Source organism: Streptomyces sp. NPDC031379 (genome assembly GCF_055569615.1).
In genome coordinates, this window is record NZ_JBVIIT010000001.1 from 91,457 (window position 1) to 103,264 (window position 11,808).

The following is an 11,808-nucleotide window of genomic DNA, read 5'->3' on the forward strand; positions in this document are numbered from 1 at the left end:
GGGACGTGACCGGCGTCGGCTTGCCCGCCGCGGTGTTATCAAGGGTGTATGGAGGTATTTTCCGGGCGCCCTCGGAGCCCGGAACGTCATCCGCCCGCCGGACGCTCGCGACGACGCCGGACCTCCCTGCTGGACCTGCGCAGCGCGGCCGGTCAGGTGTTCCTTCTCCAGGTCGTCATCGTGGTCCTGCTGGTCGTGGCCGCGGTGGTGGCCATGGTGGTCCAGTCGGCGCGTGACGCGGTGGAACGGGGGCGGCGCGAGTCGGTCGTCGCGGCCCAGTCGTTCGCGAACGCCCCCGGCACGGCCGCGGCGCTGCGCAGCCGTGATCCGTCGGCGGTGCTCCAGCCGCGGGCCGAGGAGGCGCGGAAACGCACGGGTGTGGACTTCATCGTCGCCATGAACACGCAAGGGATCCGTTACACGTATCCCTACCCGCAGGAGATCGGGAAGAAGTTCGTCGGCACGATCGAACCGGCGCTGAAGGGCCGTACCGTCGTCGAGCAGGCCGGCGGGCCGCCGCTGCCGGCGGGCAAGGGGACGGCCGTGCAGGCGGTGGTCCCGGTGACCGACGCGCGCGGAACGGTGGTCGGTCTGGTCTCCGCCGGGATCACGGTCAAGAACGTGGTGGCCCTGTGGCTGCCGCAGCTGCCGATCATCCTGGGCAGCGGCGCGGCCGCGCTGGCGCTGTCCACGGCGGGAACGACACTGGTGGCCCGGCGGCTGGAGCGGCAGACGCGCGGCCTGGCCCCGGCGGAGCTGGCGCAGCTGTACGAGCACCACGAGGCGGTCCTGCACGCGGTGCGCGAAGGCGTGCTGATCACCGACGCCGACGGACGGCTGCTGCTGGCCAACGACGAGACGAGGCGTCTGCTCGACCTGCCGGCGGACGTGCAGGGGCGCCCGGTGCGGGAGCTGGGGCTGCCGGAGTCGATCATGTGTCTGCTGTCGTCGCCGGAGGAGGTCACCGACGAGGTGCATCTCGCGGGGGACCGGCTGCTGGCGGTGAACAAACGGCTGACGTTCCCCCAGGCCGACCGGGGCGGCAGCGTACTGACCCTGCGGGACACCACGGAGCTGGCGGCGGTCTCGGGGCGGGCCGAGGTCGCGCGGGAGCGGCTGAAGCTGCTGTACGAGGCCGGGGTGGGCATCGGCACGACGCTGGACGTGGAACATACGGCCCAGGAGCTGGCCGACGTCGCGACGCCCCAGTTCGCCGACCTGGTGACCGTGGACCTGCTCGACGCGGTGCTGCAGGGGTGGGAGCCCACGGCGGAGGGCTGGCGGCATCTGCGTCGGGCGGCGATCGGCGGGGAACGGCGGATGATCCCGGTGTACCCGCTGGGCGAAGTGATCACGTTCTCGAGCCGAGCGCCGCAGATGCGGTCGCTGCAGGAGCGACGGGTCATGCTGGTGGAGGACCTGCGGCAGGCGTCCGGCTGGCGGGAACAGGATCCGGAGCGTGCCCGGAAGTCCCTGGAGAGCGGGCTGCGTTCGCTGGTGACCGTACCGCTGCGCGCGCGGAACGTACCGCTGGGCGTGGTGAACTTCTACCGGACGGTGGATGCCCCGGCGTTCCAGCCGGAGGACCTCACCTTCGCGGAGGAACTGGCCGCGCGGGCGGCCCTGGCCATCGACAACGCCCGCAGGTTCACCCGGGAGCACGCGATGGCGGTGACGCTGCAGCGCAGTCTGCTGCCGCGGGCACAGCCGGATCAGGACGCGCTGGAGGTGGCCTGGCGGTATCTGCCCGCGGAGGCGGGGGTGGGCGGGGACTGGTTCGACGTCATCCCGCTTCCGGGCGCTCGGGTGGCCCTGGTCATGGGTGACGTCGTCGGTCACGGGCTGCACGCGGCGGCGACGATGGGCCGGCTGCGCACCGCGGTGCACAACTTCTCCACCCTGGACCTCCCCGTCGACGAGGTGCTCGGGAACCTGGACGACCTCGTCCTGCGCATGGACAACGAGGAGAACGCGGGCGATGCGGCGGACGGCCACGAGGGGGAGGGGGTGACCGGAGCGACCTGTCTCTACGCCGTCTACGACCCGGTGTCGGGGACCTGCACGATGGCCCGCGCCGGACACCCGGAACCGGTGGTGGTGCGTCCGGACGGGACGGTCACCTGCGCCGGCGTCCCGGCCTCGACGCCCCTCGGCCTGGGCGGCCACCCCTTCGAGACCGCCGAACTCTCCTTGCCGGAGGGTTCACAGCTGGTGCTGTACACCGACGGCCTGGTGGAGGACCGCAGCCACGACATCGACGTCGGGATGGAGAGGCTGCGCCAGGCACTGGACGGTTCCGGGGAGCGCACCCCGGAGGAGACGTGCCAGGCGGTGATCGACGCGCTGAAGCCGTCACCCTCCTTCGACGACATCGCGCTGCTGGCGGCACGTACCCGGATGTTCCCGCCCTCGCGCGTGGCCGAGTGGGACGTGCCGTCCGACCCGGCGGTGGTTCCCTCGGTGCGGGCGCGGTGCCGGGAGACGATGCGGGAGTGGGGACTGGAGGAGGCCGGATTCGCCACGGAACTGATCCTCAGCGAACTGGTCACGAACGCGATCCGGTACGGCTCGCCGCCGGTCGGCGTGCGGCTGGTGAACGGACGCTGTCTGATCTGCGAGGTGTCGGACGGCAGCGGCACCTCGCCGCGCCTGCGGCGGGCGGCGACCACGGACGAGGGTGGGCGGGGGCTGTTCCTGGTCGCGCAGTTCGCCCAGCGATGGGGAACGCGCTACACGGCCCGCGGCAAGGTCATCTGGGCGGAACAGGTTCTCTACGACGGCGCGTCCGCCGCCATGAGCCACGCGCCGGTCGACTTTCTCCTCGACCAGTTCGACGACCCCGACGCGTGAGCCGGGCGGGCTGGGCCGGGTCACCCCTTTTTCGGGCCGCGACGGTCGCTGATGTCGGGCCTGCGGCGAAAAGGCGCAGTTACTTCCCACGGGCGGGGAACTCGGTATCCGCGTAGTCCGGGAGCAGGCGGGTCGGGCCCGACTGGATCCCGGCGAGCCGGTTGGTGATCGTGCGCCACGTTGGGGGTGATGATCATGCCGCCCGGGGAGCCCGAATCGCGGGCCGGTGGCCGTGTGCCGCCCGACGCGGAGGCACGGATGCGGGTCAGGAGGGCGCTGGCCGCCGCCGTCCGGGGCGCCGACGGCCCCCAGCGCGTTCCGGGCGCGCTGTGCGAGGCGTGCGTACGGCTGCTGCCGGTCACCGGTTCCTCGGTGTCGATCTCCGGTGGCAGGGGCGTACGCATCACCTGGTGCGCCAGCGACCGGGTCGCCGCCCGGGTCGCCGAGCTGCAGTACACCGTGGGCGACGGCCCCTGTCAGACCGCCCTCGACCATGGCGCCCCGGTCATCGCGGCCGACCTCACCCAGGGCTCCGACGCCGGCCGCTGGCCGATCTTCGCGCACGAGGCCGTCGGGCTCGGCGTCCGCGCCGTGTTCTCCCTGCCGCTCGGCGTCGGCGGCGCCGCGATCGGCACCATCGACCTGTACAGCGACCGCGTGGGCGGACTCGCGGAGCCGGATCTGCGGACCGCGCTGTGGGTGCGCGACGCGGTGACCCACGCCCTGATGGGCATCCAGGCCACCGCCCCCACCGGCGCCGAGGACGGAACGGGGGACGAGTTGGCGTTCTGGGCGGCGGCCTCCGAGGCCGATCACACCGAGGTCCAGCAGGCGGTCGGCATGGTGATGGTGCAGCTGGACGTGGACCCCGAGCAGGCGCTGGACCGGTTGCGGGCCCGCGCCTTCGCCGAGGGGCGCACGGTCAGCCAGCTGGCCCGCGAGGTGCTGGCCCGCAAGCTCCGCTTCGGCCCGGAACAGGGTGGCCACGGCGGTACCGGCCGGGGCGGTCCGGGCGGCCGAGGCGGTGGTGGCGGTCTCGGTCCCGGTGGGTGACGCGACACCCGGTCCCGGTGGGTGACGCGACAGCGGGCGAGCACCCCGGCCGTGGGGGCTGGAGCTGAAGCCGGGGCGCGCGCCCTGCCCCGTGGACAGGGCGCGCGTCACGTGGTCGGCAGGGCCTGCGCCGCGCGGTGCGCCTGGCTCAGATCGACAGAGGTACGGGGTGCACCTCGTCCGCCCGGTGCCCGGCGCGCTCGTGGATCCGCTGGACGGCCTCGGCCGAGGGGGCCTCGGAGAGGCAGTAGACGATGCCGGACTCCGGGTCCGCCCAGGCGTTCTCGAAGTGCACGCTCTCTTCCTTCTCGATGGCGAGGTCGGCCTGGTGCGCCTGCAACAGCTGGTCGGCCGTGATGCCCTTCATCCCGCGGTGGACGTCCATGAACCTGGCCATGGCCTCACACCTCCTTCTCACCGGCTCCCCTCCATGCTGCGCCCGGCACCCGGCAAGGGCATCCGGTACGACGAGAGGCCGGTGCGAGTCCACTTCGCACCGGCCCCCGGCGAACAGTCGTACGGTCAGCGGACGCGCGGTCCTGCCGTCAGCCGACCGGCAGTCCCGCCGTCAGCCGCACTGGCAAGGGTTGCCCGACTGGCATCCGCAGCCGCAACCCGAGCCGCAGCCGCACGCGCCGAACAGGGGAAGGCTCCTGATCTCGGCGGGCTGCTCGGTCTCGCGCTCCTGCGTGGGGTCGGGCGTGGTGCTGGGGGATTCGGCCATGGGTCCCTCCTAGAAGCTGGGCAGGGGTGTCCTCGCCCATTTCATGCCCGTTCCGCTGGGCGCATCAACGGCGCACGGAGGCGCCCGCGCGCCCTGCCCGGCGGCCTCCGAGCCCCGGCGGGCGGCCTCCGAGCCCCGGCGCCCCCCGTTCCGGACCCGGTGAGCCGCCCGCCCCCGGAGGGGCTACGGGCCCTCGACGCCCGTCACCGGCTGGATGTCCTGCTGCAGCTCGTCCGCGTGCTCACCGGTGACCAGGTAGACGACACGCTTGGCGACCGCCACGGCGTGGTCGGCGTACCGCTCGTAGTAGCGGCCGAGCAGGGTGACGTCGACGGCGGTCTCGATGCCGTGCTTCCAGCGCTCGTCGATCAGGTGCTGGAAGAGGGTGCGGTGCAGCAGGTCCATCTCGTCGTCGTCCTGCTCCAGCTGGAGCGCGAGGTCGACGTCCTTCGTGATGATCACCTCGGCCGCCTTGGCCATCAGGCGCTGGGCGAGCTGGCCCATCTCCAGGATGGTGGCGTGCAGGTCCTGCGGGACCGCCCGCGCCGGGAAGCGCAGCCGGGCCAGCTTCGCCACGTGCTGGGCGAGGTCGCCGGACCGCTCCAGGTCGGCGGACATCCGCAGCGACGTGACGACGATGCGCAGGTCCGTCGCCACCGGCTGCTGGCGGGCGAGCAGTGCTATGGCCCGTGCCTCCAGGTCGTGCTGGAGTTCGTCGACTTTCTGGTCGGCCTCGATCACGCTCTCGGCCAGCTTCAGATCGGCATCGAGGATGGCGGTCGTGGCGCGCCCGATCGCGGACCCGACCAGCCGGGCCATCTCCACCAGTCCGTCGCCGATCGAGTCCAGTTCCTCGTGGTACGCGTCCCGCATCAGGGTTCCCTCTCCTACGTGTGCTTCGGGGGTGCCGGGGGGCCGTGACACCTCGCGCGCGGCGCAGCCGGCGGTGTGAACCCCACGATCCCCACGCTCCCACGTTCTGCCCCGTACGCGTCCGTTTCCGCCACCCCAAATGAACCATTACTGGCTCCTAGGTGAACTCTGGGCGACGAGTGTTCGAGGTCGCAGTCTGACGGCTGTGGGCATGTCGTACCCCATGCCTAACCTGGAGGCATGGACGTGAACGCGGCGGTCGCCGCAGCGGCAGCGATCGCCGGGGTGCTCACCGGCGTCATCGCCATGCTGGCGTTCCGCTGGAGCGAACGCGACCAGAAGCGACCCACCAGGACTTCCTTGCACACCGATCCCGTACTTCCGCCCGGCGTGGACACCGTGCTGTCCGTGCTCCGTTCCTCGGCCGTGGTCCTCGACGAGGCCGACGCCGTCGTCAAGGCCAGCTCCGCCGCCTACGCCCTCGGACTGGTCCGGGGCGGCAAGCTCTCCGTGGAGCCGATGCTCCAGATGACCCGGGACACCCGGCGGGACGGCGAGATACGGCAGGTCGAGCTGGATCTGCCACGACGCGGCACCGGACGCGGCGAGGCCCTCGCCGTCTCCGCGCGCGTGGCCCCGCTCGGCTCCCGCCTGGTCCTGCTGCTGGTCGAGGACCTGACGGAGGCCCGCCGTATCGAGGCCGTGCGACGCGACTTCGTGGCCAACGTGAGTCACGAGCTGAAGACGCCCGTCGGTGCGCTCTCCCTGCTCTCCGAGGCCGTCATGGACGCCTCGGACGATCCCGAGGCCGTGCAGCGCTTCGCCGGCCGCATGCAGATCGAGGCGACCCGCCTGACCAATCTGGTCCAGGAGCTGATCGACCTCTCGAGGGTGCAGAACGACGACCCCCTCGAGGACGCCGAGCCGGTCCGGGTGGACGAACTGGTCGCCGAGGCCATCGACCGCTGCCGCCACCAGGCGGGCACGAAGCAGATCACCATGGCCGCCGGTGGTACGGACGATCTGCATGTGTGGGGGAACCGGGGACAGCTCGCCGCGGCGCTCGGCAACCTCGTCGAGAACGCGGTGAACTACTCCCCGGCCCGCACCCGCGTCGGCATAGCCGCCCGCCGGGTCTCCGTGCCCGGCGGCGACATGATCGAACTCGCCGTGACGGACCAGGGCATCGGTATCTCGGACAAGGACAAGGAGCGCATCTTCGAGCGCTTCTACCGCGTCGACCCGGCCCGCTCCCGGGCCACCGGCGGGACCGGCCTGGGTCTCGCGATCGTCAAGCACGTGGTCGCCTCGCACGGCGGGGAGGTCACGGTCTGGAGCGCCGAGGGCCAGGGCTCCACCTTCACCCTCAGGTTGCCGGAGGCGGGCGCGGCCCGCGACCGCGCGCAGCAGCACCCCGACCTCGACGACGAGGCCGGCATCACCGAGTCATCCCCGTACGAACCGCTTCCCGCCCCGGAGGTCCTTCCGTGACCCGAGTGCTCGTCGTCGAGGACGAGGAGTCCTTCTCCGACGCCCTGTCGTACATGCTCCGCAAGGAGGGCTTCGAGGTCGCCGTGGCGGCGACCGGCCCCGACGGACTCGACGAGTTCGAGCGCAACGGCGCCGACCTCGTTCTCCTCGACCTGATGCTGCCGGGCCTGCCCGGCACGGAGGTGTGCCGCCAGCTGCGCGGCCGCTCCAACGTCCCCGTGATCATGGTGACCGCGAAGGACAGCGAGATCGACAAGGTGGTCGGCCTCGAGATAGGAGCCGACGACTACGTCACCAAGCCCTTCTCCTCCCGGGAGCTGGTCGCCCGCATCCGCGCGGTGCTGCGCCGCCGCGGCGAGCCGGAGGAAGTCACCCCGGCCGCGCTGGAGGCCGGCCCGGTCCGCATGGACGTCGACCGCCATGTGGTGACGGTCTCCGGCTCGAAGGTCGACCTCCCCCTGAAGGAGTTCGACCTGCTGGAGATGCTTCTGCGCAACGCGGGCCGCGTCCTGACCCGCATGCAGCTCATCGACCGCGTCTGGGGCGCCGACTACGTGGGCGACACCAAGACCCTCGACGTCCACGTCAAGCGCCTGCGCGCCAAGATCGAGCCGGACCCGGGCGCGCCCCGGTACCTGGTGACGGTGCGGGGCCTGGGGTACAAGTTCGAGCCGTAAACCGCTCCCGTCGAGCCGTGGTCTCCACGCCTGCGACGAGACGAGCCGCGTACGACGAAGGGCGGCACCCCGACCGGGGTGCCGCCCTTCGTGTTCTGCCGTTGCTCAGTGGCCGGCGGCCGACTGAGAGGCCGAGTCGCTCGGGGTGACGGCCTCGCCGGAGGCGCTGGACGACGGGGTCGTCTTGCCGCCCTTCTCCGGCTTGCCGCTGCTGGACGCGGTCGCGCCCGGGGCGCCGGTGGCGGACGCCGAGGCGGACGCGGAAGCGGAGGGGATGTCGCTCGGGCCCCACTTGTCGAAGTAGCCGGTGGCCGGGACCACGAAGGCGCTCAGGGTCACCTCGCCGGTCTTGCTGAAGGTGAAGGTGACCTTCTGGGTGTTGCCGTCCTGGACGGCCTCGCGGCCGCTGGGCAGCACCGCGGAGGCGTTGTCCTTGCCGCCGATGACCAGCGAGCCGCCGGCCGGAATGCTCAGGCTCTGGCCCTTTGCCGGCTTCAGCTCGGTGGGAGTGTCGCCCACGGTGATCGACTCGAGGGTCTGGGCCTGGGTGCCGGAGTTGAACACGGTCCCCGAGACCACGGCCGGACCCGTCGACTTCAGGTCGGGCTGGGTGATGACCAGGGCGTTCTGGATCTTGATGTCGCCGACGCTGGTCGCCGCGTTGTCCGGCTTGATCTCCAGGGTCTGGGAGTTGTTGCCGGCGCCGCAGGCGGCGAGCGAGGCGATCGAGAAGACGATGGCGGAGGCGGCGAGGGCGCCGCGTCGAAGGCTGCTGCTCACGGCGGCGGCTTCTCCTTGAACGCGCGGGCGGCTCCCTTATAAAGCCACCCTAAGTGTCTGTCAGCGGCCTTAGGTTACCGAGCCGTTCCCGGGCGGCCGCACCCGACCCTCCCCCAAGCGCCGGGCTTCCCTCCAGGTGGGGGTACCCCGGTGGGCACCGGTGACCCGGCAGCCACATTGCCGGGCGCTCGTCGGTCATTCACATAAGGCGACGGCAAGACGCTCCCAAGACCTCGCGCAAGACGTTCGCGACACTGCCCGCAAAGTTTCCATGAAGGAATGCGCGGCCGCCTCCGAAATTGATCACGGCCCACCCCTCCGGGCGCCGTTGATCAATTCCGGATTCGTCTCACATCCGACTCCGGTCACCGAACGGAGTAGCGGAAGTCGTACGCTTGGAACCAGACAAATCGGGACGTTCATCCACTTGGGGCGCCCTCCTGGGGTGTGTAACGTACGCGTTTCGCCCCGCCCGGAGAGCCCCTCCGACCTGCGATTACCCGCTCGCGCAGACCCTTCGCAGCACGTTCCGGTTGCTGTTGTCAAGCCCCGAGATATGCCCTGACCTGCGAAAACGCCATTCAGAAGACGCCGTATCCGTGTTACCCTGGATAGCCACGGAAGGGGTACCTGTCACATGACGTTCAAGGTTGGCGACACCGTGGTCTATCCCCATCACGGGGCCGCGCTGATCGAGGCCATCGAAACTCGCCAGATCAAAGGCGTGGACAAGACCTACTTGGTGCTGAAGGTCGCCCAGGGTGACCTGACGGTACGTGTGCCAGCGGACAATGCGGAGTTCGTCGGCGTGCGTGATGTGGTCGGTCAGGACGGGCTGGACCGGGTCTTCGAGGTGCTGCGCGCGCCGTATGCCGAGGAGCCCACGAACTGGTCCCGTCGCTACAAGGCAAACCTGGAGAAGCTCGCCTCCGGCGATGTCATCAAGGTCGCGGAAGTCGTGCGTGACCTGTGGCGTCGCGAGCGGGAGCGTGGACTCTCCGCCGGTGAGAAGCGCATGCTCGCCAAGGCCCGCCAGATCCTGGTGAGCGAGCTGGCTCTCGCGGAGAACACGAACGAGGACAAGGCCGAGGCCCTGCTCGACGAGGTGCTCGCCTCCTGACGTGCGGCCGCAGCGATCCGTCGCTTGCAGCACGCTCAGCACACTGAAATGCCGCGGTGCCCGATGACACTGAACCTGTCGCCGGGCGCTGCGGCATGTTCGTCCCCGGAAACGGACGGGCCCGGTGAAGCACGCCGTACACCTGCGGGCGGAGCCGCCGAACACCTCGGGGCCCGCCGTACACCCCGGAGGAAGCCCCGAAACCTCGGAATCCCCCGATACTTGACGTGCCGGGCCCGGGCGGATGGCTCGACCAGGGTCACGGAAAGGGTCCGGTCAAGGCGTCGCGCCCGGCACTCCTCCAGGCCATACCCACGTAGGTCGAGCACACAAACCTGACAGGAACCGATGTCTGACGAATCGCGCCCTACGCCCGCGCAGACCCCCGTCGCCGCCGTGATTCCCGCCGCCGGCCGGGGCGTACGCCTCGGACCGGGCGCCCCCAAGGCGCTGCGCACGCTGAACGGCACGCCCATGCTCATCCACGCGGTCCGCGCGCTCGCCGCGTCCCGCCATGTCTCCCTCGTGATCGTCGTGGCCCCGCCGGACGGCGCGGCCGAGGTCAAGTCCCTGCTCGACGCGCACGCGCTGCCCGACCGAACCGACTTCCTGGTCGTGCCCGGCGGGGAGTCCCGCCAGGAGTCGGTCAAGCTCGGCCTGGACGCCCTGCCCCCCGAGTACGGCGTGGTCCTCGTCCACGACGCGGCCCGCCCGCTCGTCCCCGTCGACACGGTCGACGCGGTCATCGAGGCCGTACGCGACGGCGCACCCGCCGTCGTGCCCGCCCTGCCGCTCGCGGACACCGTCAAGGAGGTCGAGCCCGCGGCCGAACCGGGCGCCCCCGAGCCGGTCGTCGCCACGCCCGAGCGGGCCCGGCTGCGCGCGGTGCAGACGCCCCAGGGCTTCGACCGCGCGACGCTGATCCGCGCCCACGAGACCGTCACCGAGAACGTCACCGACGACGCGAGCATGGTCGAGCAGCTGGGACCGACGGTCGTCGCCGTCCCCGGCCACGAGGAGGCCTTCAAGGTCACCCGCCCCCTCGACCTGGTCCTCGCCGAGGCGGTGCTGGCCCGCAGGAGGCTCAACGATGGCTTCTGACCAGTCGCCGGTGCTCCCCCAGGTCGGCATCGGCACCGACATCCACGCCTTCGAGGAAGGCCGCGAACTGTGGTGCGCCGGCCTGAAGTGGGAGGGCGAGGGGCCCGGGCTGGCCGGCCACTCCGACGCGGACGTCGTCGCGCACGCCGCCTGCAACGCGCTCTTCTCCGCCGCCGGGCTCGGCGACCTCGGTCAGCACTTCGGCACCGGTCGCCCCGAGTGGTCGGGCGCCTCCGGGATCACCCTGCTCACCGAGGCCGCGCGGATCGTGCGCGAGGCGGGCTTCACCGTCGGCAACATCGCCGTCCAGGTGGTCGGCCCCCGCCCGAAGATCGGCAAGCGCCGGGACGAGGCCCAGAAACTCCTCTCCGAGGCGGCCGGCGCCCCGGTGTCGGTCTCGGGCGCGACCACGGACGGCCTCGGCTTCCCGGGCCGGGACGAGGGCCTGATGGCGGTGGCGACGGCGCTCGTGGTGCGCACGGGCTGACGCGCCGGCCGGCGTGCCGGCACCGGCACGCAGGCGCCCTTGTGGTGCGGGTGAGCCGAGAGCGTGCGAGGGTACCCGGAGAGTCACCGCTGCGTCACCGCTGACCGAGGCTTTCCGGAGGTGCCCATGTCCGCCGCCCTGTCCGACCGGCTCAAGTCCCTGCTCGACGGCAAGGTGTTCATCGTCGTCGGCACCCTCCAGCCCGACGGCAGCCCGCAGATGTCCCCGGTCTGGGTGAAGCGCGACGGTGACACCCTCCTGTTCTCCACGACGGTCGACCGCCGCAAGAAGAAGAACCTGGACCGCGACCCCCGGGTGACGGTCGTCGTCATGAACCCCGAGCAGCCCTACGAGTACGCCGAGATCCGCGGCACCGCCGAGATGACGACCGAGGGCGGCCAGGAACTCATCGGTGAGCTGAGCCAGAAGTACACGGGCCAGAAGTACGCGGACTTCAACCCGGCGTCGGTGAACGACGCCGAGCGCGTGGTCGTACGGATCACCCCGCGCAAGGTCGTCGGGATGATGTGACGCGCGGCGTTCCCCCGTAGTGGGGGGGGGGGGGGGGGGGGGGGGGGGGGGGGGGGGGGGGGGGGGGATGGGGGGGGGGGTCACAGAGGACAGCAAAATCGGCGCTATCTCCCCCCCCCAA

11 protein-coding genes are annotated in these 11,808 nt (G+C 71.5%); 8 read left to right on the forward strand and 3 right to left on the reverse strand.

Annotated elements, in window-relative coordinates; all coding sequences use genetic code 11:
• Positions 1-48: 48 nt before the first annotated feature.
• Together ACZ5CW_RS00495 and ACZ5CW_RS00500 are read left to right on the forward strand one after the other, a co-directional pair.
• On the forward strand, positions 49-2,850 hold the full coding sequence (locus ACZ5CW_RS00495; RefSeq protein ID WP_468597035.1) for a SpoIIE family protein phosphatase: 2,802 nt from the start codon (positions 49-51) through the stop codon (positions 2,848-2,850).
• Between the two features lie 189 nt (positions 2,851-3,039).
• Positions 3,040-3,903, forward strand: coding sequence for a GAF and ANTAR domain-containing protein (locus ACZ5CW_RS00500; RefSeq protein WP_468597036.1), 864 nt, complete (start codon positions 3,040-3,042; stop codon positions 3,901-3,903).
• A gap of 148 nt (positions 3,904-4,051) precedes the next feature.
• On the opposite strand, the gene ACZ5CW_RS00505 is transcribed toward ACZ5CW_RS00500, so the two are convergent.
• Entirely contained in the window at positions 4,052-4,300 is a 249-nt protein-coding gene (locus ACZ5CW_RS00505; protein WP_468597038.1) for an SCO4226 family nickel-binding protein, read from the reverse strand.
• Positions 4,301-4,810: 510 nt separating this feature from the next.
• Positions 4,811-5,500, reverse strand: coding sequence for a phosphate signaling complex protein PhoU (gene phoU, locus ACZ5CW_RS00510; protein ID WP_468597040.1), 690 nt, complete (start codon positions 5,498-5,500; stop codon positions 4,811-4,813).
• 240 nt (positions 5,501-5,740) lie between these two features.
• Here phoU and phoR point away from each other — a divergent pair, with 240 nt between their 5' ends.
• On the forward strand, positions 5,741-6,991 hold the full coding sequence (gene phoR, locus ACZ5CW_RS00515) for a two-component system sensor histidine kinase PhoR (protein ID WP_468597042.1): 1,251 nt from the start codon (positions 5,741-5,743) through the stop codon (positions 6,989-6,991).
• 5 nt (positions 6,992-6,996) lie between these two features.
• Positions 6,997-7,668, forward strand: coding sequence for a two-component system response regulator PhoP (gene phoP, locus ACZ5CW_RS00520; RefSeq protein WP_018568744.1), 672 nt, complete (start codon positions 6,997-6,999; stop codon positions 7,666-7,668).
• Positions 7,669-7,773: 105 nt separating this feature from the next.
• On the opposite strand, the gene ACZ5CW_RS00525 is transcribed toward phoP, so the two are convergent.
• Positions 7,774-8,448, reverse strand: a complete 675-nt coding sequence (locus tag ACZ5CW_RS00525; RefSeq protein WP_468597044.1) for a copper chaperone PCu(A)C domain-containing protein — start codon at positions 8,446-8,448, stop codon at positions 7,774-7,776.
• A gap of 637 nt (positions 8,449-9,085) precedes the next feature.
• On the opposite strand from ACZ5CW_RS00525, the gene ACZ5CW_RS00530 reads away from it, so the two are divergent.
• From ACZ5CW_RS00530 to ACZ5CW_RS00545, 4 genes are all read left to right on the forward strand, one after another.
• Positions 9,086-9,568 carry a CarD family transcriptional regulator gene (locus ACZ5CW_RS00530; RefSeq protein WP_003953493.1) on the forward strand — a complete coding sequence of 161 codons (483 nt, stop codon included), beginning with the start codon at positions 9,086-9,088 and terminating at the stop codon, positions 9,566-9,568.
• Between the two features lie 348 nt (positions 9,569-9,916).
• Positions 9,917-10,669: a 2-C-methyl-D-erythritol 4-phosphate cytidylyltransferase gene (ispD, locus tag ACZ5CW_RS00535; protein ID WP_468597046.1), complete on the forward strand. Its 753-nt coding sequence runs from the start codon at positions 9,917-9,919 to the stop codon at positions 10,667-10,669.
• Positions 10,659-11,156, forward strand: coding sequence for a 2-C-methyl-D-erythritol 2,4-cyclodiphosphate synthase (ispF, locus tag ACZ5CW_RS00540; RefSeq protein ID WP_468597047.1), 498 nt, complete (start codon positions 10,659-10,661; stop codon positions 11,154-11,156). Before ispD ends, ispF begins: the two co-directional genes overlap by 11 nt.
• A 126-nt stretch (positions 11,157-11,282) precedes the next feature.
• The gene (locus tag ACZ5CW_RS00545) at positions 11,283-11,687 is read left to right on the forward strand and encodes a PPOX class F420-dependent oxidoreductase (RefSeq protein WP_468597048.1); all 405 of its coding nucleotides are present in this window, start codon (positions 11,283-11,285) and stop codon (positions 11,685-11,687) included.
• The last annotated feature ends 121 nt before the right edge of the window (positions 11,688-11,808 follow it).